The 22,535-nt window shown below is 66.9% G+C and carries 16 protein-coding genes and 1 riboswitch; of the genes, 8 read left to right on the forward strand and 8 right to left on the reverse strand.

Features of this window, described 5'->3' with window-relative positions; genetic code table 11:
- Nucleotides 1–3 precede the first annotated feature (3 nt).
- From AC1DCU_RS19000 to AC1DCU_RS19010, 3 genes are all read right to left on the reverse strand, one after another.
- Nucleotides 4–2,190 (reverse strand): TonB-dependent hemoglobin/transferrin/lactoferrin family receptor, encoded by a 2,187-nt coding sequence (locus AC1DCU_RS19000; RefSeq protein WP_025877865.1) that lies wholly within the window; start codon nucleotides 2,188–2,190, stop codon nucleotides 4–6.
- 152 nt (nucleotides 2,191–2,342) lie between these two features.
- Nucleotides 2,343–2,537 carry a hemin uptake protein HemP gene (hemP, locus tag AC1DCU_RS19005; protein ID WP_005412278.1) on the reverse strand — a complete coding sequence of 65 codons (195 nt, stop codon included), beginning with the start codon at nucleotides 2,535–2,537 and terminating at the stop codon, nucleotides 2,343–2,345.
- A 197-nt stretch (nucleotides 2,538–2,734) separates the two neighbouring features.
- Nucleotides 2,735–3,706, reverse strand: coding sequence for an aldo/keto reductase (locus tag AC1DCU_RS19010; RefSeq protein WP_025877856.1), 972 nt, complete (start codon nucleotides 3,704–3,706; stop codon nucleotides 2,735–2,737).
- Between the two features lie 193 nt (nucleotides 3,707–3,899).
- Here AC1DCU_RS19010 and AC1DCU_RS19015 point away from each other — a divergent pair, with 193 nt between their 5' ends.
- The 4 genes from AC1DCU_RS19015 (at nucleotide 3,900) to AC1DCU_RS19030 (ending at nucleotide 8,326) form a co-directional block, all read left to right on the forward strand.
- A complete protein-coding gene (locus tag AC1DCU_RS19015) occupies nucleotides 3,900–5,198 on the forward strand; it encodes a NupC/NupG family nucleoside CNT transporter (RefSeq protein ID WP_032974926.1) in 1,299 nt (432 codons plus the stop codon).
- A gap of 26 nt (nucleotides 5,199–5,224) precedes the next feature.
- Nucleotides 5,225–6,190 (forward strand): ribokinase, encoded by a 966-nt coding sequence (locus AC1DCU_RS19020; protein ID WP_025877854.1) that lies wholly within the window; start codon nucleotides 5,225–5,227, stop codon nucleotides 6,188–6,190.
- A gap of 302 nt (nucleotides 6,191–6,492) precedes the next feature.
- Entirely contained in the window at nucleotides 6,493–7,488 is a 996-nt protein-coding gene (gene dusB, locus AC1DCU_RS19025) for a tRNA dihydrouridine synthase DusB (RefSeq protein ID WP_442252093.1), read from the forward strand.
- 10 nt (nucleotides 7,489–7,498) lie between these two features.
- Nucleotides 7,499–8,326 carry a class I SAM-dependent methyltransferase gene (locus AC1DCU_RS19030; RefSeq protein WP_032974924.1) on the forward strand — a complete coding sequence of 276 codons (828 nt, stop codon included), beginning with the start codon at nucleotides 7,499–7,501 and terminating at the stop codon, nucleotides 8,324–8,326.
- 66 nt (nucleotides 8,327–8,392) lie between these two features.
- On the opposite strand, the gene AC1DCU_RS19035 is transcribed toward AC1DCU_RS19030, so the two are convergent.
- The 3 genes from AC1DCU_RS19035 to olsF all read right to left on the reverse strand — a co-directional run bounded on the left by AC1DCU_RS19035 (nucleotide 8,393) and on the right by olsF (nucleotide 12,075).
- Nucleotides 8,393–9,451, reverse strand: coding sequence for a metal-dependent hydrolase (locus AC1DCU_RS19035; RefSeq protein WP_442252094.1), 1,059 nt, complete (start codon nucleotides 9,449–9,451; stop codon nucleotides 8,393–8,395).
- Nucleotides 9,452–9,568: 117 nt separating this feature from the next.
- Nucleotides 9,569–10,369 carry a UDP-2,3-diacylglucosamine diphosphatase gene (locus AC1DCU_RS19040; protein WP_025877846.1) on the reverse strand — a complete coding sequence of 267 codons (801 nt, stop codon included), beginning with the start codon at nucleotides 10,367–10,369 and terminating at the stop codon, nucleotides 9,569–9,571.
- Complete coding sequence (olsF, locus tag AC1DCU_RS19045) at nucleotides 10,366–12,075, reverse strand: bifunctional ornithine lipid synthase OlsF (RefSeq protein WP_032974921.1); 1,710 nt, start codon at nucleotides 12,073–12,075, stop codon at nucleotides 10,366–10,368. Before olsF ends, AC1DCU_RS19040 begins: the two co-directional genes overlap by 4 nt.
- Before the next feature lie 314 nt (nucleotides 12,076–12,389).
- Between olsF and metK the strand changes: the two genes are divergently transcribed.
- The gene (gene metK / locus AC1DCU_RS19050; RefSeq protein ID WP_025876533.1) at nucleotides 12,390–13,601 is read left to right on the forward strand and encodes a methionine adenosyltransferase; all 1,212 of its coding nucleotides are present in this window, start codon (nucleotides 12,390–12,392) and stop codon (nucleotides 13,599–13,601) included.
- 148 nt (nucleotides 13,602–13,749) lie between these two features.
- The gene (locus AC1DCU_RS19055) at nucleotides 13,750–14,256 is read left to right on the forward strand and encodes an acyl-CoA thioesterase (RefSeq protein WP_025876535.1); all 507 of its coding nucleotides are present in this window, start codon (nucleotides 13,750–13,752) and stop codon (nucleotides 14,254–14,256) included.
- A 146-nt stretch (nucleotides 14,257–14,402) separates the two neighbouring features.
- Here AC1DCU_RS19055 and ppc read toward each other — a convergent pair whose 3' ends face one another.
- Nucleotides 14,403–17,114: a phosphoenolpyruvate carboxylase gene (gene ppc, locus AC1DCU_RS19060; RefSeq protein WP_442252413.1), complete on the reverse strand. Its 2,712-nt coding sequence runs from the start codon at nucleotides 17,112–17,114 to the stop codon at nucleotides 14,403–14,405.
- 116 nt (nucleotides 17,115–17,230) lie between these two features.
- Nucleotides 17,231–19,714 (reverse strand): S9 family peptidase, encoded by a 2,484-nt coding sequence (locus AC1DCU_RS19065; protein ID WP_478014255.1) that lies wholly within the window; start codon nucleotides 19,712–19,714, stop codon nucleotides 17,231–17,233.
- Nucleotides 19,715–19,837: 123 nt separating this feature from the next.
- Nucleotides 19,838–19,919, forward strand: a riboswitch (S-adenosyl-L-homocysteine riboswitch).
- Between the two features lie 36 nt (nucleotides 19,920–19,955).
- Here AC1DCU_RS19065 and ahcY point away from each other — a divergent pair.
- Nucleotides 19,956–21,401: an adenosylhomocysteinase gene (gene ahcY / locus AC1DCU_RS19070; RefSeq protein WP_032974920.1), complete on the forward strand. Its 1,446-nt coding sequence runs from the start codon at nucleotides 19,956–19,958 to the stop codon at nucleotides 21,399–21,401.
- A 346-nt stretch (nucleotides 21,402–21,747) separates the two neighbouring features.
- Nucleotides 21,748–22,488, forward strand: a complete 741-nt coding sequence (locus tag AC1DCU_RS19075) for a lysozyme inhibitor LprI family protein (protein WP_238492693.1) — start codon at nucleotides 21,748–21,750, stop codon at nucleotides 22,486–22,488.
- The last annotated feature ends 47 nt before the right edge of the window (nucleotides 22,489–22,535 follow it).

A 22,535-nucleotide genomic window follows, 5' to 3' on the forward strand; every position in this document is an offset into this window, starting at 1 on the left:
GGATCACCAGGACACGGCAAGGCTGGCCGACAGGGTGCGGCCGGGGCTGGTATAGCGGTCCAGAACGGTACTGGTGGCCGACAGGGTCGAGCCGACGTTGGACCAGTCGATGTAACGCTTGTCACCCAGGTTGAAGACACCGACGTTGAAGGTGGCGCCCGGGGCGAAGTTCCAATGCGCCATCAGGTCGGCCACGCCATAGCCCGCCGGGCGATAGGTGGTGGTGCTGGCCAGCCGGTCCTTGCGCTTGACGAAGGTGCCTGCCAGTTCAACTCCCCAGGTATCGGTGTCGTACATCAGGCCGACGGTGCCGCGCAGCGGATCGACCGAATCCAGTGGCGTGTCTTCGGTCTTGTTGTCGCCGCGCGACCACGCCACCGCACTGCGCAGCGCCCAGCCCTGCAGTGCGGGACGGATCTGGCCGAAGTCGACGCCGGCCTTCAGTTCGGCGCCATAGATACGTGCGTCGGCGATGTTGCGCGACTGGAACACCATCAGGCCCTGCGGGTTGGTACCCACCAGCGTCTGCGACTCGATGAAGTCCTTGTAGTCGTTGTAGTAGCCGCTCACGCTCACGTACGCCGCCGGCGACAGGAAGCGCAGGCCCAGCTCAACGCCATCGCTGGTTTCCGGCTTCAGGTCCGGATTGGGAATGGCGGTGTAGCCGAAAGCGAAATTGGTGAAGCCGAGGTTGACGTCGTTGTACGGCGGCGAGCGGAAACCACGCGAGTAACCGGCAAACAGCGACCACTCGTCGGTGAAGCGATAGACCAGGCCGAACTTCGGCGACACGCTGGTCTTCTTCAGCTCCGACACGGCCACGCCGGGGTTGTCCTCGGCGAAGATGCTGTCCACGTCCGGCTTCAGTTCGTAGCGGTCCACGCGCACGCCCGGCACCAACGACAGCCTGCCATCGGCCAGGCGCATTTCATCCTGCGCGTACAGGCCCAGCTCGGTGGTCTTGCTGATCGGGAAATCGCGCACGGGGAACGCGTCGGGCAGGATCGTCGTGCTGACCACGCCACGATTGCTGACCTGGTAGCCATCGCGCTTCTGGCGGATCTCGGTGCGGGCGCCATCGAAGCCATAGGTCAGCGCGTGTTCGACGCTGCCGGTGCTGAAGGCCTTGTTGAACACCGCCTGCAGGCCATAGACGCGCTGGTCGAAACTGAACTCGCGATGGCGGCGGCTGCCGTTGGCGCGCGCCTCATCGGTGCGCTGCGTGGTTTCGCTGTCCTGCGTGTAGACCTGCCAGTGCAGGCTGTCGGCGAAGCCCTTGTCCAGCGCATCCATCTCGTGGGCGAAGGACACGCGGGTGCGGTTCTGCTTGTCGCGCGCCTTCATGCCGGTGGTGGTGGTGCGGTCGATCGAGGACAGCACGTCGGTATCGGTGTTGTCTTCGTTGCCTTCCACGGTCAGGCGGAAACGCTGGTCTTCGCTGGGCGCATAGACCAGCTTGGCCAGGCCGCTGCGACCATCGCGGTCCTGCGGGTTGGCCGCGGTGCGCGTGTTGTCATTGCTGCGCACATCGCCCTTGTTGTCGGTTTCCTGGCCCTGGCGGTGGTTGATGTTGACCATGCCGCTCCAGTGCTCGCCACCGAAAGCGCTGGTGACGCCGCCGAGCAGGCCCTTCCACTCGCCGTCGTAGCCGAATTTCAGGCCGACGTAGCTGTCCTTGCCATCCTTGAGGTAATCAGCCGGATCCTTGGTGACGAAGGCAACCACGCCGCCAAGTGCGTCCGAGCCGTACAGCGAACTCGCCGGCCCGCGCACGATCTCCACGCGCTTGAGCGTGTCCAGGTCGGTGAAGTTGCGGTTGGCGTTGGAGAACGAACCGATGTTGAAGCTGGTCGGCATGGCGATGCCATCGGTCTGGATGCGTACGCGATTGCCATCCAGGCCGCGGATGCGGATGCTGCCAAGGCCGAAACGGGTGGCACTGCGGCTGACCGACAGGCCCGGCTCGTAGCGGACCAGATCCTTGATGTCCTGCACCAGCTGCCGGTCCATCTGCTCGCGGTCGATCACATCGACGGTGGCGGCGACATCGCTGACCGCACGTTCGGTACGGGTGGCGGTGACCTGCACGCGATCGAATTCGCGCGCGTCGGGCGCGGCATCGGCAGCAGCGTGGGCGGACAGCGGCAGAGCCATCCACAGGGCAATGGAAAGGGCAGTCGGGCGGGTCATCGGCATCGTTCGGTCAGGCAGGGGAACCCCCGGCCACCGCCACGCCAGACAGGCATGAACGGTAGACCGAGGGGGAGAGAGCAGGAGCGGACGGGTCGCCCACCCTGCCGGCGCTGCCGACAGGAGGGAGGGAGGCGGGCGACCAGACCGCGTTACTTGGTCAGGATCAGCTTGTCGTTGCTGGTATGACGCAGACGGTAGAAACGGTCACCGTGCTGGATCAGGATTTCACGACGGCCCTTGAGCAGGGCTTCGCTGTCGATGACCTCTTCCGGCGGCACGACACGCACCGGGCGGTCGCGGAGGGTCAGCGTTTCGGGGCGCAGCAGTACAGGTTGAGCATTCATGAGCATCTGGACTCGTGCGAGGGACGAGTTAAATGATAATGATTCTCAGTTGACAATCAACAACCATTCTCAACTTCATTGATGGAATTAATGATCGAAATCTAAAATTCGATAGCTGCCATCTATTGAAATGGGCCCGACTGCGCGCGGGAGGGCCGACCGAGCGTGGGTTCGGCCCTGCCACCTGTCCCCGTTCCTCAGGCGAATACGGCTTCCACCTGCGCCCAGCCGGCGTCGTCCACCTGCGCCAGCACGTCCAGCGCCTGCAGGTTCTGCAGCAGCTGGCTGACCCGGCTGGCGCCGAGGATCACGCTGGAGACGTTGGGATTGCGCAGGCACCAGGCGATGGCCAGGCTGGCCGGGGCGTGACCCAGCTCGCGGGCCACCGCACTGAAGCGGCGCACCCGGGCCAAACGCTCATCGGCGTTGTCGCCCAGCACCAGGTCCTGCAGCCAGCCCATGCCTTCGCGCCCCAGGCGCGCATCGGCCGGCACGCCGTCGTCGTACTTGCCGCTCAGCAGGCCCGAGGCCAGCGGCGAGAAGATCGTGGTGCCCAGTCCGGCGGTGGCATACAGCGGCGCGTACTCCACTTCCACGCGCTGACGGTGCAGAAGGTTGTACTGCGGCTGCTCCATCGACGGCGCCTGCAGGTTGTGGCGCGCGGCGATGTCCACCGCCTCCTGGATCTGGTTGGCCGACCATTCCGACGTGCCCCAGTACAGCACCTTGCCCTGCCGGACCAGGGTGTCCATGGCATGCACCGTCTCAGCGATCGGCGCGTCCGGATCCGGACGATGACAGTAATAAAGGTCCAGGTAGTCCACCCGCAGGCGCTTGAGCGCGGCGTGGCAGGCGTCGGTCACATGCTTGCGCGACAGGCCGCGCTGGGTGGGCCGGGGATCCTTGGCACTGCCGAAGAACACCTTGCTGGACACACAGAAGCCATCGCGCGGCAGGCGCAGGTCGGCCATCACATCACCCATCACCTGCTCGGCGCGGCCGTTGGCATAGCCCTCGGCGTTGTCGAAGAAGTTGATGCCATGGTCCCAGGCCGCCGCCACCAGGTTGCGCGCCTCGTCGCGCGGCACCTGGTCGCCGAAGGTCACCCAGGCGCCGAAGGACAGGGCGGACATCGGCAGGCCGGTGGAGCCAAGGCGACGGTAGAGCATGCGATTCTCCTGCTGCGGGCCCGCATACGGGCCGGGATCAAGCCACCATTCTACCTGTCCCGGCAGGCGCAACCCCTTGCTGTTGCTGGCCTGATCGGAGCCGATGGCCGCGCGCAGACGGCTTTTCCTTGCTCCGGCCCCTGCCCTGCACTAGGCTTCCCGTTTTTCGCGACGCCCCAGGGGAGTCACTCAGATGGTCGAAGGTTTGGGCAGGATCGGCTTCGGCCTGTTCGGTTTGGCGGTGCTGATCGGCATCACCTGGCTGTTTTCCAACAACAAGCGCGCGGTGGACTGGAAGCTGGTCGCCACCGGCATCACCCTGCAGATCGCCTTTGCGGCACTGGTGATCCTGGTACCGGGCGGGCGCGACGTGTTCGATGCGCTGGGCCAGGGCTTCGTGAAGGTGCTGAGCTTCGTCAACGAAGGTTCGAAGTTCATCTTCGGCTCGTTGATGGACGTCAAGAACTACGGTTTCATCTTCGCCTTCCAGGTGCTGCCGACGATCATCTTCTTCTCGGCGCTGATGGGGGTCATGTACCACCTCAACGTCATGCAGGCGATCGTGCGGGTGATGGCCTGGTCGATCACCAAGGTGATGCGCGTGTCCGGTGCGGAAACCACCAGCGTCTGCGCCAGCGTGTTCATCGGCCAGACCGAGGCGCCGCTGACGGTGCGTCCGTACATCGCCAGGATGACCCAGTCCGAACTGCTGACGATGATGATCGGCGGCATGGCCCACATCGCCGGCGGCGTGCTTGCCGCGTACGTGGGCATGCTGGGCGGCGGCGATCCGGTGCAGCAGGCGTTCTACGCCAAGCACCTGCTGGCGGCCAGCATCATGGCGGCACCGGCCACCCTGGTCGTGGCCAAGCTGCTGATTCCGGAAACCGGCACCCCGCTGACCCGCGGCACGGTCAAGATGGAAGTGGAGAAGACCTCCAGCAACATCATCGACGCCGCCGCCGCCGGCGCCGGTGACGGCCTGAAGCTGGCCCTGAACATCGGTGCGATGCTGCTGGCCTTCATCGCCCTGATCGCCCTGCTCAATGCGCCGCTGACCTGGATCGGTGAAGTGACCGGCCTGGCGGCTGCGATCGGCAAGCCGACCGACCTGTCGACCATCTTCGGCTACGTGCTGGCCCCGATCGCCTGGGTGATCGGCACCCCGTGGGCCGACGCCACCACCGTCGGTTCGCTGATCGGCCAGAAGGTCGTGATCAACGAGTTCGTCGCCTACACCGAACTGTCGAAGATCGTGAATGGCCAGGTGCCGGGCATGAGCCTGTCCGACGAAGGTCGCCTGATCGCCACCTACGCGCTGTGTGGCTTCGCCAATTTCAGTTCGATCGCGATCCAGATTGGCGGCATCGGCGGGTTGGCACCGGAACGTCGCCACGATCTGGCCAAGTTCGGCCTGCGCGCGGTGCTGGGCGGTACCATCGCCACCTTCATGACGGCTACCATCGCCGGCGTGCTGACGCATTTCAGCTGAACCCTAGTTTCGAGAACAGATTCCCTATGAGCAGCAGTGTCGTTGTCGTCGGTTCCTTCAATGTCGATCACGTGTGGCGGTGCGAGTCGCTGCCGGCACCGGGTGCGACCATTGCCGGCCGCTACAGCACCGGTCCCGGTGGCAAGGGCTTCAACCAGGCCGTTGCCGCCTGCCGTGCCGGCGCTGACACCAGCTTCCTGTGTGCACTGGGCGACGACGCCGGTGGTGCCACCGCCCGTGACCTGGCCGCGCAGGATGGTTTCGCGCTGATCGCCGAAGCCAGCAGCGAGCCGACCGGCACCGCCGGCATCTACGTCGATGCCCGTGGCCGCAACACCATCGTCATCGGTCCGGGTGCCAACGCGGCGCTGAGCACCGACTTCGTACAGCAACAGCAGGCCCTGCTGACCGGCGCCAAAGTGGTGCTGGTGCAGCTGGAATCGCCGGTGCAGACCATCGAAGCGGCCCTGGCCGTAGCCCGTGAGGCCGGTGTCACCACCGTTCTCAACGCCGCCCCGGCCGACGCCCCGTCGAGCATCGGCCTGCTGAAGCTGGCCGATGTGATCACCCCGAACGAAACCGAGTTCGCCGCCCTGCTCGGCCGTCATGTCGGCGAGCGCGTGGATGCCAATGACGTCGCCGCGCTGGACGGTGCCAGCCTGCACGCGCTGTGCCGCAAGCTGGTCGGCAACGGCACGGTGGTGGTGACCCTGGGTTCGGTGGGCGTGTTCGTGTCGCATGCCGACGAGCACCTGCGTGGCGACACCCAGCCGTACTACCGCGTGGGTGCCGAACAGGTGCAGGCGATCGACACCACCGGTGCCGGCGATGCCTTCAACGGTGCGCTGGTGGCCTCGATGGCACAGGTGCCGGACGCTCCGTTCGCCCGCCACGTGCGCTTCGCCAACCAGTTCGCCGGTCGCTCGACCGAGAAGGAAGGCGCAGCGGCGGCGATGCCGCGCTTCACCCCGGCCGATGCCGAAGTGAAGTAACGCGACATCCCCGTGGGGATGATGATCGGGCCCGGGCATGCAGATGCCCGGGCCTTTTCACGTTCATGGGCAAGGCCCCATCCACGCATGGCGTGGATCTACCGGGGCACAGTAGATCCACGCCATGCGTGGATGCGCCTTGCCGGCCCGCCCAGCCGCCCACCATGACCGGCCCGTGGGGGCGACGGAAGCGACCATCAAGCATCTGCTGATGCCCGTCCGGCATGAGGTCGGTCAGGATCGGCCTGAACCGGCGAGCCGCAAACCCAGCCGGGGCGCCTGCCGCGCCCTACAATGGGCACATGCAGATCGGCCCGTACTCCATTGCCCCCAACGTCGTGCTTGCGCCCATGGCCGGCGTTACCGACAAACCCTTCCGCCTGCTGTGCAAACGGCTGGGCGCGGGCCTGGCCGCCACGGAAATGACCATCAGCGACCCGCGATTCTGGAACACGCGCAAGTCCATCCACCGCATGGACCATGCCGGTGAACCGGCGCCGATCAGCGTGCAGATCGCCGGCACCGAGCCGCAGCAGCTGGCCGAGGCCGCGCGTTACAACGTCGACCATGGCGCGCAGATCATCGACATCAACATGGGCTGCCCGGCCAAGAAGGTGTGCAACGCCTGGGCGGGGTCAGCGCTGATGCGCGACGAGCAGCTGGTCGCGCGCATCCTGGAAGCAGTGGTGAACGCGGTGGACGTGCCGGTGACGCTGAAGATCCGCACCGGCTGGGACTGCGACCATCGCAACGGCCCGCTCATCGCGCGCATCGCCGAAGACAGTGGCATCGCTGCGCTGGCGGTGCACGGCCGTACCCGCGACCAGCATTACACCGGCCAGGCCGAGTACGCCACGATCGGCGAGATCAAGGCCGCGCTGCGCATCCCGGTGATCGCCAACGGCGATATCGATTCGCCGCAGAAGGCCGCCTTCGTCCTGCAGCAGACCGGCGTGGATGCGGTGATGATCGGCCGCTCCGCACAGGGCCGGCCGTGGATCTTCCGCGAAGTGGCGCATTACCTGGCCACCGGCGAGAAGCTGCCGCCGCCGTCGCTGGCCGAAGTGCGCGACATCCTGCTCGGCCATCTGCACGCGCTGCACGATTTCTACGGCGAACCGCAGGGCGTGCGCATCGCGCGCAAGCACCTGGGCTGGTACGCCAAGGATCGGCCGGAGAATGCCGCGTTCCGCGCGGTGGTCAACCGCGCCGAAGATCCGGCCAGCCAGATCGCGCTGACCACCGACTATTTCGACCGCCTGATTGCCGGGGAACCGGCGATGTCTTCCGCTGCCTGAGCCCGCCCCCATGACCCCGCCGATTTCTTCCCCGACCTACCTGCATGGGTTCTCCGGCACGGAGCAGCAACGGCTGATGACCCAGGCGCGCCTGCTGGAAACGAGCATCTTCGGCCAGATCGATTACAGCGGCGCAAAGCGCCTGCTGGAAGTCGGCAGTGGCGTGGGCGCGCAGACCGAGATCCTGCTGCGCCGCTTCCCCGAGCTGCACGTGACCGGCGTGGACCTGAGCGAGGCCCAGCTGGAAACCGCGCGCGAAAACCTGGCGCGCACGCCGTGGTGCAACGACCGCTACACCCTGCAGCAGGCCGATGCCGGCGAACTGCCTTTCGAGGCGCGCAGCTTCGATGCGGCGTTCCTGTGCTGGGTGCTGGAACACGTGCCGTCGCCGGCGCGCGTGCTGAGTGAAGTACGCCGCGTGCTGGCCCCGGGCTCGCCGGTCTACATCACCGAGGTGATGAATGCTTCGTTCCTGCTTGATCCGTATTCGCCGCACATCTGGCGCTACTGGATGGCCTTCAACGATTTCCAGTACGACCACGGCGGTGATCCGTTCGTCGGCGCCAAGCTGGGTAACCTGCTGCTGGCCGGTGGCTTCCGCGATGTGCACACCGAGATCAAGACCATCCATCTGGACAACCGCGAACCGGCACGTCGCAAGACGATGATCGCTTTCTGGGAACAGCTGCTGCTGTCGGCGGCCGACCAGCTGCTGCAGGCCGGCACGGTGGACGAAGAGACGGTGGAGGGCATGCGCCGCGAGTTCCGGCTGGTGCAGAACGATCCGAACGCGGTGTTCTTCTATTCGTTCGTGCAGGGCCGCGCAACGGTGTATTGAGCGGCCGCGGTACACGCCATCCACGCATGGCGTGGATCTACTGTGCTGATGGGCCGTGGCGTGGATCTACGGGTGCGCGGCGGCGCCGTCCGCCACCGCCGGTTCGTGCCAGATGCGCTGCCACATCGCCGACAACCGGCGGCCGGCATCGGCACGCGCGGCCGGGCTGCTGTAGTCCACCCGCAACTGCTCGGGCACGATCGCGCGCCACTGGCCATCAACCTGCTGGGCCACCGCGAAATTGAAGGTGTAGTCCGGCTCCAGCCCCATGCGCAGGTCGCTCAGCACCAGCCTGCCCTGCACCACCTGTGCGCGCATGAAGCCACGGTTGAACCACTGCAGGCGCCGTACTGCCGGAATTCCCGCCGCTTCGCGCAAGGCCTGCACGTTGGACGGATGCCCCTCGAAACGCATCGGCCCGTGGTCGGCCACCAGCGAACGGTCAGCGACCACGTAGCCATTCGGGGTCATCGCCACGACCCGCCACAACAGGGTATTGAACGGCATCGGCACCGAGAACCGCGGCGCGTCGCCCAGGCCCATCGCGGCCAGGCTCTGCTGCGCGGCGCGGTCGACCTGTGCCTTGGCGATCAGCCCCCAGCCCAGGTACGCACTGCTGAGCAGCAACGAAACGCAGAGCACCTTGCCCACCCACGGTCGCGCGCGGCCGAACCACGCCAGCACGCAGCCCAGCAGCAGCCACACCGTGTAGCCGGGATCGATGATGAAGACACTCGAACCCATCGCGGGATGTGGCTGCAACGGCCACCACAGCTGCGTGCCGTAGACAGTGAACGCATCCAGCACCGGAGGGGTGACCAGCGCCAGCTGGATCGCCCAGAACCAGCGCAGCGGTGATTGCGCCACCCGGCCGTTGCCGAAGCGCTTGAACAGCCACCAGATCAGCGCGGCCACCCACGGCAGCACCAGCAGCGAATGGCTGAAGCTGCGATGGTCGGTCATGTTCGCCACCGGGTCGGCGGCGGCAAAGCCCAGCCAGAGGGCATCCAGGTCCGGCAGGGTACCGAGCGCGGCACCGGCCAGCAGGGCGGCACGGCGGTGTCCAGGCGGGGCGATGGCGGCAGCGACGGCGCCGCCAAGAACGATCTGGGTCAATGAGTCCATCGGCCGATGCTAGCGGCTTGGCGATCTCCGTGCAGCGGCGGTTTCCTGCCCGGCGGCGCGTCAGTCAGCTGCCAGTGCGGCCGCAGCCGCGCGTGGGCCTGTCCCTGCAGCTGTGAATCACGCTGCCTGCGACAACCGTGCTCCCGGCAGCTCCACCAACGTCCGCCCGTTGTGGTCCAGCAGCCGCATGGCGCCGTCGTGGTCCTCGGCCAACGCGGTCAGGCTCTCCACCCAGTCGCCGTCATTGGCGTAGACCAGACCGTCGCGTTCGATCAGTGCGGCGCGGTGGATGTGCCCACAGATGATGCCGTCGAGGCCTCGCCGGCGAACATCGTCCAGGCCGGCCTGCACGAAGCGCTCGATGTAGCGTTCAGCGGCACCACTCTGCCGTTTCAGGAATTCGGACAGTGACCAGTAGCGCATCCCGAGTCGGCGCCGCACCGCATTCAACAGATGGTTGCCGGTGAGGATGCGGTAGTACAGCCAGTCACCAAACCGCTCCTGCAGGCCACCGAAGTGGGTGACACCGTCATAGTCGTCGCCATGCGCCACCAGCAGCCGGCGGCCATCGGCGGTGGTGTGGATCGCACGGCGGCGCACCTGCATCGCCGGCAGCATCAGGCCGCACACCTGGCGCAGCGAGGCGTCGTGGTTGCCGGGGATGTAGATGATCTCGGTACCGGCGCGTCGCAGCGCGTGCAGGGCCAGGATGACCTCGCTGTGCGACTGCCGCCAGTTGGCGCGTCGGTGTGCCATCCACCACAGGTCGATGATGTCGCCGACCAGATACAGGCGCTCGCAGCGCAGGGTGCCGAGGAAACGCGCCAGCTCGGTGGCGTGGCAATGCCGCGACCCGAGATGAACATCGGAGACGAACACGGCGCGACGATGCGGTGCCAGGTTCGCCAGCGTGCTCATGCCGGCATCCCCGCATCGCGCAGATAGCGTTTGCGCTTGTGTGGCCGGATCGCGTGCAGGTCGACTTCGATCAGGCCGTCGATCGAGTCGCTGAAATCCGGATCGACGCCAAACGCCAGGAACCTTGCACCGCCGGGTTCGCACAGGTCTGTGTACTGCCGGTACAAGGTGGGCACACCGGTACCGAGCGCGGCGAGATTGGCTTTGAGCACGTCGAAGGCAGCCGCCGCATCCATCTCACCAAAGCAAGGTGGCGCGGCGAAGTACTGGAACGGCCGGTTCGACTGCACGCGGCCATCGGCTGCGCCGTAGTAACGCTGGTAATAGGCCACCAGCTGCTCCCGCGCATCGCGTGGCAGCGCGGCGCTGATGGACACCGCACCGAACAGGTAGCGGATGCCGGGCTGGCATTGCAGGTAAGCGCCGATGCCCTGCCACAGGTAATCCAGGCTGCGGCTGCCCCAGTAATCGGGCACCACGAAGCTGCGGCCCAATTCCAGGCCTTCGGCAATGCGGGGAATGGCGTCGTCGGAATAGCGGAACAGCGAAGCGCTGTAGAGCCCGGCCAGGCCCCGGCGCGCCAGCGCCTGCGCGCCCCGCATGATCCGGTAGGCACCGGCGATGCGCTGGGCGGTGCCGTCCCAGATCACGATGTGCTGGTAGTGCAGGTCGAAGTCATCCAGGTCGCGACTGCGCCCAGTGCCCTCGCCCACCTGGCGGAAAGTCAGTTCGCGCAGCCGCCCCAGCTCGTGCAGCAGCGGCGAATCGGCCGTGCAGCTGGCCAGCAGGATCTGTTTGCCATCGGCGGTCTGCCCCAGCACGGTGGCGGCGGCAATCGCAGCGGCGACCTGTGCAGGCGGCACCGGCGCGGCAAGCGGCTCGGGCCCTGCCGGGCAGCCTTCGGCAATGGCTGTGCTGCGCCCCAGCGCATATACCGCGCGGCGCACCGCCAGCAGCTGCGCGCCGGGATCACCCTGCCCCAGCTGCATCGGTTCGCCGATGCGCAGCCGCAGCGGCCGGCCGCGGCGGGCGAACATCTCCCGTGCCAGCAGTGCCGTACCGGCCGGCTTGAACAGGGTCGAAGCGCCGTAGAACAGCGCCGAATTGCGCGCTTCCACCCGCACCGGCAGTACCGGTGCGGCGGCGGCGCGGGCAAAGCGGACAAACCCCCGCTGCCAGCGGCCATCGCGGATGCCGAGCAGCGACAGCCGCGAGACCTCGCCGGCCGGGAACACGATCACGCACTGCTCGGCCGCCAGCGCCTGCTCCACCGCCTGCAGGCTGCTGCGCTGGACCTTGCCGCCGAGGATGCGTACCGGCAGCAGCAGGTCCTGCAGCGGCCCGATCGCGCCCAGCAGATCGTTGGCCACGATCCGCACGTCTCGGCGGATGCGGCCGACCGCATCCAGCAGCGCCAGCGCATCCAGCGCGCCGGAAGGGTGGTTGGCCACGATCAGCAGGCGGCCGGTGGCCGGGATCCGCGCCAGCGCGGCGGGGTCCACGTGGTAGCGACCCTCGATGAACTCCAGCCCGGCGGCGACGAAGTCGAAACCGCGCACGTTGGCGTTGCGGCGCAGGAACGCCTCGATCCGGTCCAGCCGCGACCAGCGTCCCACGCTGCGCAGCAGGGGCCGGGCCAGTTGGCCGCGACGGCCATGGAACCAGTCGGGATAGCGTTGCTGCAGACGCTGTTCGAGTTCCTGCATGGCGTGTCCACTCCTGCCCGGCGGCCGGGTTGGCCGAGAGCCTGCTCCCGGCAGGCGGCAGCCAGATGGCGGTTTGGCGGCAGAATGATGACGGCGCAGGTGCTGGCACATCCGGTCCCGGCGGTGGGCGGCAATGGTCACGCCAGTGGAACACTGCCTGTGCACGATGCCCCCACAGTGCCCGCCAAGGCCTGCTCTGCCGGGCACAACACCTTAACCACTGGCAACCCATACAGGTTCACAATGCACAGGCGGCGCACCCCGTGTATCATTCGCGCCCATCTTTCCATCCGAATCAAAGGATATTAAGCCTGATGTCCAGCTACCTCTTCACCTCCGAGTCGGTCTCTGAAGGCCATCCGGACAAGGTTGCCGACCAGATCTCCGATGCGGTGCTGGACGCGATCCTGACCCAGGACCAGCGCGCCCGCGTGGCCTGCGAGACCATGGTCAAGACCGGCGTTGCCATCGTTGCCGGCGAAATCACCACCAGCGCCTGGATCGACCTGGAAGCGCTGACCCGCAAGGTCATCGTGGACATCGGCTATGACAGCTCCGACGTCGGCTTCGACGGCGCCACCTGCGGCGTGCTGAACCTGATCGGCAAGCAGTCCCCGCACATCGCCCAGGGCGTTGACCGCAAGAAGCCGGAAGAAATGGGCGCTGGCGACCAGGGCCTGATGTTCGGCTATGCCACCAACGAAACCGACAGCTACATGCCGGCGGCGATCCACCTGTCGCACCGCCTGGTCGAGCAGCAGGCCAAGATCCGCAAGAAGCGCAACTCGCCGCTGTCCTGGCTGCGTCCGGACGCCAAGAGCCAGGTCACCCTGCGCTATGAAAACGGCGTGGTTTCGGCCATCGACGCGGTGGTCCTGTCGACCCAGCACGCCCCGGGCATCAAGCAGAAGGACCTCATCGAGGCCGTCCGCGAAGAGATCATCAAGCCGGTGCTGCCGGCCAAGTGGCTGCACAAGGGCACCAAGTTCCACATCAACCCGACCGGCAAGTTCGAGATCGGCGGCCCGGTGGGCGACTGCGGCCTGACCGGCCGCAAGATCATCGTCGACACCTACGGCGGCTGGGCTCGTCACGGTGGTGGCGCGTTCTCCGGCAAGGATCCGTCCAAGGTCGATCGTTCGGCCGCCTACGCTGCCCGCTACGTCGCCAAGAACGTGGTTGCCGCCGGCCTGGCCGACCGTTGCGAAGTGCAGGTCTCCTACGCCATCGGCGTGGCTGAGCCGACCTCGATCTCGGTCACCACCTTCGGCACCGGCAAGATCAGCGACGACAAGATCGAGAAGCTGATCCGCAAGCACTTCGACCTGCGCCCGTACGGCATCATCAAGATGCTGGACCTGATCCACCCGATGTACCAGCAGACCGCGGCCTATGGCCACTTCGGCCGCAAGCCGAAGGAGTTCAGCTACATCAACGGCGAGGGCGAGACCGTCAACGCCACGGCCTTCTCCTGGGAGAAGACCGATCGCGCCGCCGCCCTGCGCGCCGATGCGAAGCTGAAGTAAGAAACACGAAGGGCCGCGCAAGCGGCCCTTCTGCTTTCGGTAGTGCCGGCCGCTGGCCGGCAACCATGCATCGGTTTGCGGACATCATGAAGGTGCCGGCCGTTGGCCGGCAGATGGTAGTGCCGGTGGTTGCCGATACAATCGCCCCATGTCGACCGAACTCAAATCCCACCAGCTGTCCATGACCGTGCTGATGTCGCCGGAAATGGCCAATTTCTCCGGCAAGGTCCACGGTGGCGCGATCCTGCGCCTGCTCGACCAGGTCGCCTATGCCTGCGCCAGCCGCTATGCCGGCCGCTACGTGGTCACCCTGTCGGTGGACCAGGTAGTGTTCCGCCAGCCGATCGCGGTGGGCGAACTGGTCACCTTCCTTGCCTCGGTGAACTACACCGGTACCTCGTCGATGGAAATCGGCGTCAAGGTGGTGGCCGAGGACATCCTCAAGCGCAGCGTGCGCCACGCCAACAGCTGCTTCTTCACCATGGTGGCGGTGGACGAGGACGGCCGGCCGACGCCGGTTCCATCGCTGCAGCCGGCCAGTTCGGATGAAAAGCGCCGGCAGGCCGCGGCGCTGATCCGCCGCCAACTTCGGCAGGAAATGGAGCAGCGGCATCTGGAACTGCTGGCGTCCAATCCGCCGTCACCGGAAGAATGAAAGCGCGCCGACCGGGCTCGGCACCTGGCAAACCGGTAGTGCCGGCCGCTGGCCGGCAACTGCAGTAGCCTGCCTGCTGCGAGGTTGCCGGCCAGCGGCCGGCACTACCATTGCGAATTCGCCGGGCCATGCCCGGCGGATGCGGATCACCCCGTGTTCTGCACGCCCTGCGAGACACCATTCACGCAGGCCACCAGCGCACGCAGCAGGTCGTCGTCCTCGCGCCCGCTTTCGCGCCAGCGCTGCAGCAGGTCCACCTGCAGCACGCTGATCGGGTCCACATAGGGATTGCGCAGGCGGATCGACAGCGCCAGCCGCGCGTCGTGGTCCAGCAGGGTCTGCTGCTCCATCAGCGCCAGCAGCCAGTGCCGGGTCAGCTCCAGTTCGCGCTCGACCTGCGGGAAGAACGCATCGTGCAGCTCGCCGGACAGGCGCGAGAACTGTTCGGCGATGGTGATATCCCCCTTGGACAGCACCATCGCGATGTCATCCAGGAACGTGCGGAAGAACGGCCAGTCCCGCGCCATTTCACGCAACGTGGCTTCATGGCCGGCGTCGGCGGCCGCCTGCAGGCCGCTGCCGACCCCATACCAGCCCGGAATCACCGCGCGCGCCTGGCTCCAGGCGAACACCCACGGAATCGCGCGCAGGTTGGTCAAGGCCGCATCCTGGCCGAGCCGGCGCGACGGCCGCGATCCCAGCGTCATCCGTTCAATCACATCGATCGGCGTGGCGGTACGGAAGTAATCCATGAAACGCGGTTGGCCGACGAACGCCCGATAGACCTCGCTGCTGGAACCGGCGACCACGTCCATCACCGGCCGCCAATCATCCTCGCGCGGTTCGGCGGCACGCGGGCGCAGGCTGGCGCGCAGCACCGCACCGGTGGCTTGCTCCAGCGAACGCAATGCCAGCGCGCGGATGCCGTACTTGCGGTGGATCACCTCGCCCTGCTCGGTCACCCGCAGGCGGCCATCGATGCTGCCGCGTGGCGAGGCATCGACCGCGTGCGTGGTCTTGCCACCACCGCGGCTGATCGAGCCACCGCGGCCATGGAAGAAGGTCAGGCGCAGGCCCGCTTCGGCAGCCACTTCCAGCAGCTCCACCTGCGCGCGCTGCAGGCCCCAGCGTGATGCGGCAATGCCACCATCCTTGCTGCTGTCCGAATAGCCGAGCATCACCATCTGCACGTCCTCGCGTGCACGCAGGTGCGCGCGGTACACCGGATCGGCCAGCAGATCGCGCAGCGTCGCGGTGCCGCGCTTGAGGTCGTCCACGGTTTCGAACAGCGGCGCGATATCCAGCGGCACGTGGCCGGCGTCATCGACCAGGCCGCCACGACGCGCCAGGGCCAGCACCGCCAGCACATCGCCACGGTCGTGCGCCATCGAGATGATGTAGCTGCCCAGCGCGTCGCCACCATGCCGCGCACGGGCATCGGCCAAGGCCGCGAACACTGCATCCAAGCGCTGGTTGCCCTCATCATCGCCAACAGGCAATGGTGTTTCACCACTGGCATGCGGTGCCAGCAGGCGTGCGCGACCCGCTGTATCCAATGCGTCCCATGCCGCATCGCCCCCCAGCACTGCCGCCAGCGCGCGCGCATGCACGCTCGATTCCTGGCGCACATCCAGCCGCGCCAGATGGAAACCGAAGGTCTTCACCCGCCACAACAGGCGCTGCACCGCGAAGCCGCCGGCATGTTCGCCCCGGTTCGCGCGCAGGCTGTCGAGGATCAGCTGCAGGTCGTCGATCAGCTCGTCCGGGCCGGCATAGGCGCCGTCGGCATCATCCAGCGTGGCCTGCAGGCGTGCGCGCATGCGGTCATTGAGCAACCGATATGGCATGTCGGCATGGCGTGGCCGCGACTGCACCTGCGGCAGCAACTGCTGGTAATGCGCGACGCGCGCCTGCAGTGCATCGCTCACCCCAACCCGCTCGGTGGATTGGCTGAGCAGGCTGGCCAGCTGCAGCAGTTCCTTCTGGTAGCGGCCCAGCACGGCAACGCGCTGTGCATCCAGCGTATTGCGGATGGTGTGCGCATCCACATTGGGATTGCCGTCCATGTCGCCGCCCACCCACGTGCCGAAACGCAGCAGGCGCGGCAGCGGCAGTTCCGCGCTATAGGTATCGCGCAGTGCCTGTTGCAGCGATTCGTACAGCACCGGGATCACCCGGTACAGCACCTGCACCAGATAGAAGCCGACGTGCTCGCGTTCGTCGTCCACGGTCGGGCGCACCGGCGAGGAATCGGTGGTCTGCCACGAGGCGGTCAACGCCATGCGGAAACGCGCGGCATCTGCGGCTGCTTCACCCGGCGTGCGCTGGCCGTCGAGGTTGTCGACCAGGCTGGCCACCATCAGCTGTTCCTTCTCCAGCAGCGCGCGGCGCACCGCCTCGGTCGGGTGCGCGGTGAACACCGGCTCGATATCGATGCGTGGCAGCCACTGTGCCAGTTCATCCAGGCCGACGCCCTGCGCCTTCAGGTGCTGCAGGGCATCCTGCAGGCCATCGGGTTGCGGCGCGGCGGCAACGGCGCGCTGGTAGTCGCGGCGGCGACGGATGCGATGCACGCGCTCGGCGATGTTGACCACCTGGAAGTAGGTACTGAACGCACGCACCATTGTCTCGGCCTGCTGCGGTTCACGCCCAGCCAGGCCGTCGGCCAGCTCTGACAGCGGCGCCTGGTTCTCGCGGCGGGCAATGGCACGCGTGCGCACGTCCTCGACGTCATCGAGAAAGGCGGCCGATACCTGCTCGACCAGCAGGTCACCGACCAGTGCACCCAGACGGCGCACGTCGTCACGCAAGGGAAGATCAGGGGAAGCGAATTCGATACTGCTGCGGTACTCGTTCATCGGCGACGCACAGGCCTCGGTCAACGGATCCAGACCCCAAGCCTAAACCAGAACGCGTGCCGTGCTGCGCTGCAGAAATGGTTTCATCTGGTAGTGCCGGCCGCTGGCCGGCAACCTCACGTTGCGCAGGTCCATGAGGAGCGTTCGCTTTCGGCCAGCATCGTCATGATCGATTCGCGTGCGCGGTAGGCATGCGACTCGTTCGGCAGCATCACCAGGCGGGCGGTGCCGCCCAGCCCCTTCACTGCGGCAAACATGCGTTCGCTCTGCATCGGGAAGGTGCCCGAGTTGTTGTCGTCCACGCCGTGGATGAAGAGGATCGGATCCTTGATCCTGTCGGCGTAATTGAACGGCGCCATCTTCTGGTACACGTCCTGCGCCTGCCAGTAGTTGCGCTCTTCGGCCTGGAAACCAAACGGGGTGAGCGTGCGGTTGTAGGCGCCGCTGCGCGCGATACCGGCCTTGAACAGGCGGGTGTGCGCGAGCAGGTTGGCGGTCATGAACGCACCGTAGGAGTGGCCACCGATGGCGATGTGCTCGCGGTCGGTCACGCCACGCCGCACCACCTCGTCCACTGCGGCCTGCGCATTGGCCACCAACTGTTCGATGTAGGTGTCGTTGGGTTCCTTGTCGCCTTCGCCGATGATCGGCATCGACGGGCTGGCCAGCACCACATAGCCCTTGGCCAGGAACGCCTGCGGGCCCCAGTAGCTGATGGCGTTGAAGCGGTACGGCGAATCGGTCACCTGGCTGGCGGCCGCCGCGCTCTTGAACTCACCCGGGTAGGCCCACATCAGCAGCGGCCGCGGACCATCGCGCTTGGGGTCATAGCCCGGCGGCAGCAGCAGGGTCGCGGTCAGGTCCACGCCGTCCTTGCGCTTGTAGCGGATCTGCTCCTTCTGCACGCCCTTCAGCTGCGGCAGCGGATGGGCGAAATGGGTCAGCGCACGCGGTGCGGCGTTGGTGTCGGCCAGCGACTGCACGTAGAAGTTGGTCGGCTCGTCCGGGCTCTCGCGGCTGATCAGCAGCGAACTGGCCTGCGCATCCAGCAGCGTTACCGGCGCGGCGTAGGTCGGTGCCTGCGAATGGAACAGGCGGGTTGCCTTGCCGCTGGCCACGTCGAAGCGATCAACGAACGGACGGTCGCCTTCCGGCGATGCACCGGCACCGGCCAGGTACAGGCTGCCGCCATCAGCGGTGGTCTGCAGCAGCGAGCGGCCGCGGTCATCACTGGCCATCAGCGGGCGGCCCGGATCGGCGTAGCGGTCCTGCGCGTCGCGATCCCACAGCAGCCTGGCATCGGCGCTGGCGTTGTCCGGTGCGATCAGCCAGGTCTTGCTGCGGCGGGTCTTCCACCACGATTCGTTGAGCAGGGCAAGGTCGCCGCGGCCCCAGCTGATGCCGGCATAGCGGCTGCCGAGCTGGGCCAGGGTCACCGGCGGCGTGTCGAACGGTGCGGCCTGCATGAACACCGCATCGCGCACCTTGGCTTCCCTGTTCGGGTCGCCACCATCCTGCGCTTCGGCCCAGACCAGAGTGGCATCGGCATCGCCACGCCAGCTGATGTCACGCACGCCGGTCACTTCGGCATCGTTGCCGGTCGGCAGGCCTTCCACCAGCGGCCGTACGGCCACGGTATGCACCAGCTTGCCGGTGCTGCGGTCGAGCACTTCGATACGGCGCGGGAAGCTGCTCAGCGGCACCACGTAGGAGTACGGACGCTGCACCGGCTGGCTGAGCACGAAGCGGCCGTCGGGCGACACCGCAAAACCCATGAAAATGCCGGCCGCACCAATGGCACGGCTCTGCCCGTCCAGCCCCACTTCCATCGGTTGGGTGGTGGCGTAGTAATCGAACTGGCGCGCGTCGGCCTCGTTCTTCAGCAGGTCCTGGTAGGTGCGGATGGACACCACGCCACCGCCCTGGCTGGTCTGCTGCACGGCCGGGCCGGTCGGGATGCCATCTGCAGCCGGGGCGGCGCCAAGGTTGGCCGGGCGGGTGAACACCACCAGGCCTCGGCTGTCCGGCAACCACTGGTAGCCACTGCCCAGAACGGTGTTCAGGCCGGCGACCAGGCGACGGGCGCTGCCGCCAGCCACGTCCACCAGCCACAGCTCATTGGCCCCGGTAGCGGCATCGACCTGGTTGAAGGCCAGCCACTTCTGGTCCGGCGACCACGTCAGGCTGGCGATCGACAGCGAGGCCGGCAACCCGCTGATCTGCCGCTCCTTGCCGTCAGCCACATTCATCAACCACAGCTTCTGGCCGAAGCTGAAGCGGCTGTCAGAGAAGGTTTTCGGATTGATGCGCAGGCCCGCGAGTTTCAGCTCCGGCTGCGCCACCACCTGGATCGACGGCAGCGACGGCATCTGCATCAACGCGGCGACATCCCGGCGCGGCGACAGGAACAGCGACGGCGCCCGCGGCGCGTCGACCACGGCCTGCAGTGCGGCCGAGGGCAGCTCGTAACCGGCCACGCCCTGCGCCTGCGCCGCGGCCGCCTGCGGTGCGGCAGCCCAGGCCTGCGGGACCACCGCCAGCAGGGCCATCGACAGGACCAGGCCAGTCAAGCGCCGGTTGCGGCGTGCGTGCGTGCTCATCATTGTTCCACCTGTTCGCTGCGTGAAGCCCTCGACCTTAACAGGCCATGCACCTCCGCCCATCTGCCGATGGTTGGGTCATCGCCGTGTCACAGCGGAGGCGCGATATAATGGGCATCCTCCCCTGCCGAGGGGCGCTGCGACCGGATCCCTGAGACCGGCCAGGCTCGGCCAGGTGGCTTTGCAACAACGGCGCCCGGCCAGATGCGAGCATCCGCTCGCCCACAACCGGAGCTACTGCATGAATGCTGTTGCCAAGACCTTCTCCACCGAAGGCGATTACAAGATCCGCGACATCACCCTGGCCGACTGGGGCCGCAAGGAACTGGACATCGCCGAGCACGAGATGCCGGGCCTGATGTCCATCCGCCGCAAGTACCAGACCGAGCTGCCGCTGAAGGGCGTGCGCGTGACCGGCTCGCTGCACATGACCATCCAGACCGCGGTGCTGATCGAGACCCTGAAGGACATCGGCGCCGACGTGCGCTGGGCTTCGTGCAACATCTTCTCGACCCAGGACCACGCCGCTGCGGCGATCGCCGCCACCGGCACCCCCGTGTTCGCCTGGAAGGGCGAGTCGCTGGAAGAGTACTGGGACTGCACCCTGGACGCGCTGACCTTCACCCTGCCCGACGGCACCCTGACCGGCCCGGAGCTGGTGGTCGACGACGGCGGTGACGTGACCCTGCTGATCCACAAGGGCTACGAACTGGAAAACGGCAGCACCTGGGTCGACGAAAAGGCCGCTTCGCACGAAGAGCAGGTCATCAAGAACCTGCTCAAGCGCGTGGCCAAGGAGCGCCCGGGTTACTGGGGCCGCGTGGTCAAGGACTGGAAGGGCGTTTCGGAAGAAACCACCACCGGCGTGCACCGCCTGTACCAGCTGGCCCAGGCCGGCACCCTGCTGATCCCGGCGATCAACGTCAACGACTCGGTCACCAAGAGCAAGTTCGACAACCTGTACGGCTGCCGCGAGTCGCTGGCCGATGGCCTCAAGCGCGCGATGGACGTGATGCTGGCCGGCAAGGTCGCCGTGGTCTGCGGCTACGGTGACGTCGGCAAGGGCTGCGCCGCGTCGCTGCGTGCCTACGGCGCGCGCGTGGTGGTCACCGAGATCGATCCGATCTGCGCCCTGCAGGCGGCGATGGAAGGCTTCGAGGTCAACACCATCGAATCCACCCTGGGCCGTGCCGACCTGTACGTCACCACCACCGGCAACAAGGACATCATCCGCATCGAGCACCTGAGCGCGATGAAGGACCAGGCCATCGTCTGCAACATCGGCCACTTCGACAACGAGATCCAGGTCGATGCGCTGGTCGACTTCCCGGGCGTGAAGCACGTCAACATCAAGCCGCAGGTGGACAAGTACATCTTCCCCAACGGCAATGCGATCTTCCTGCTGGCCGAAGGCCGCCTGGTCAACCTCGGCTGCGCCACCGGCCACCCGAGCTTCGTGATGTCCAACTCGTTCGCCAACCAGACCCTGGCCCAGATCGACCTGTGGGCCAACAAGGGCACCTACGAGAACAAGGTGTACCTGCTGCCGAAGAAGCTGGACGAAGAAGTGGCCCGTCTGCACCTGGAAAAGATCGGCGTGAAGCTGACCACCCTGAGCCAGGAACAGGCCGACTACATCGGCGTGCCGGTGGAAGGTCCGTTCAAGCCGGATCATTACCGCTACTGATGCCGTGCGCGGGGTCGGATTCCTTTCCGCAGGAAAGGGCTCTGACCCCAGCAACGGATGCACACGGACGGGCGCCTTCGGGCGCCCGTTCTGCATCCGGGCACCCGCCGCCGCGTTCCGCGCGTCCTGTCACAGAGCCCTAAGCAGTCGCTTGCTACGCTCTGTTCCCGCCAACGGCCCGGCGCGGGATGTTGCAATGCCCAGCCCGCCGCGCGGCCGCCACGGCACCCCCGTTCCATGGTTCGCCCCATGCCTGCCGCCCGCAGGCCATGCGCCAGGACGCAGACATCAAAGGATAGACATGCAGCGCAGCAGTGAACGTATGACCCGGGCCATCAAGCCCCTCATGACCCTGTGTTGGGTGGCCCTGCTGGCCGCCTGCACCCCGCCCTCCGGTGAAGCCCAGGCCACGACGCCTGCAGCCGCCACCGAACAGGCCAACACCGACGGCAAGGCGGCCAGCGCCCCGGCAGCGGCCGCCGGCAGCACCGCCTGCGCCAATCCGGCATCGCCGGTGCAGACCCTGATCTGCAACGACCCCGCCCTGTTGAAGCAGGAAGGCGAGCTGGCCAAGGCCGAAGCCGCCGCAAGCCAAACCCTCGATGCCGCCGGCAAGGCCAAGCTGCAGGCCGAGCAGCAGCGCTGGATCCAGCACACGCGCGACCTGTGCAGCGACGCGCACTGCCTGCAACAGGTATCTGCCGACCGCCTCAAGGTACTGTCGGCCACGCGCGACGGTCTGGTCGACCAGGACGCCTGCGAAGTGCCCGACGGCCAGCAGCAGTGCGTGGACATGCTGGTGCTGCGCGACCCCAACAGCCAGCTGGCGACCTTCAACACGCTGCTGGGTGAAAACGGCCAAAAAGGCAGCCTGCTGGGCTGCACGGCGGCAACCAACATCGGCGCCGGCCACAACGCCCTGCTGGCGGCCAACTGCACCCTGGAAACAGCCACCGGCAAGCGCAACGTGCAGCTATGCAGCAACCAGATGGTCGGCCAGTTCGCCATCGAACCGGCACCGGCTGCCTACGGCACCGAGGCCACCCGCCAGCTGCTCGGCTTCACCCAGCAGCACTGCGCCGGCTGACATCAGCCGGGCGGGCACGGCTCCCTTTTCCTCATTGAAGGACGATG

The organism is Stenotrophomonas sp. 10L48 (assembly GCF_056395105.1).

Bases quoted from the DNA above. Each gene is read 5' to 3' on its own strand.
- AC1DCU_RS19000 (WP_025877865.1), bottom strand. From the start codon at position 2,190: ATGACCCGCCCGACTGCCCTTTCCATTGCCCTGTGGATGGCTCTGCCG.
- hemP (WP_005412278.1), bottom strand. From the start codon at position 2,537: ATGAATGCTCAACCTGTACTGCTGCGCCCCGAAACGCTGACCCTCCGC.
- AC1DCU_RS19010 (WP_025877856.1), bottom strand. From the start codon at position 3,706: ATGCTCTACCGTCGCCTTGGCTCCACCGGCCTGCCGATGTCCGCCCTG.
- AC1DCU_RS19015 (WP_032974926.1), top strand. From the start codon at position 3,900: ATGGTCGAAGGTTTGGGCAGGATCGGCTTCGGCCTGTTCGGTTTGGCG.
- AC1DCU_RS19020 (WP_025877854.1), top strand. From the start codon at position 5,225: ATGAGCAGCAGTGTCGTTGTCGTCGGTTCCTTCAATGTCGATCACGTG.
- dusB (WP_442252093.1), top strand. From the start codon at position 6,493: ATGCAGATCGGCCCGTACTCCATTGCCCCCAACGTCGTGCTTGCGCCC.
- AC1DCU_RS19030 (WP_032974924.1), top strand. From the start codon at position 7,499: ATGACCCCGCCGATTTCTTCCCCGACCTACCTGCATGGGTTCTCCGGC.
- AC1DCU_RS19035 (WP_442252094.1), bottom strand. From the start codon at position 9,451: ATGGACTCATTGACCCAGATCGTTCTTGGCGGCGCCGTCGCTGCCGCC.
- AC1DCU_RS19040 (WP_025877846.1), bottom strand. From the start codon at position 10,369: ATGAGCACGCTGGCGAACCTGGCACCGCATCGTCGCGCCGTGTTCGTC.
- olsF (WP_032974921.1), bottom strand. From the start codon at position 12,075: ATGCAGGAACTCGAACAGCGTCTGCAGCAACGCTATCCCGACTGGTTC.
- metK (WP_025876533.1), top strand. From the start codon at position 12,390: ATGTCCAGCTACCTCTTCACCTCCGAGTCGGTCTCTGAAGGCCATCCG.
- AC1DCU_RS19055 (WP_025876535.1), top strand. From the start codon at position 13,750: ATGTCGACCGAACTCAAATCCCACCAGCTGTCCATGACCGTGCTGATG.
- ppc (WP_442252413.1), bottom strand. From the start codon at position 17,114: ATGAACGAGTACCGCAGCAGTATCGAATTCGCTTCCCCTGATCTTCCC.
- AC1DCU_RS19065 (WP_478014255.1), bottom strand. From the start codon at position 19,714: ATGAGCACGCACGCACGCCGCAACCGGCGCTTGACTGGCCTGGTCCTG.
- ahcY (WP_032974920.1), top strand. From the start codon at position 19,956: ATGAATGCTGTTGCCAAGACCTTCTCCACCGAAGGCGATTACAAGATC.
- AC1DCU_RS19075 (WP_238492693.1), top strand. From the start codon at position 21,748: ATGACCCTGTGTTGGGTGGCCCTGCTGGCCGCCTGCACCCCGCCCTCC.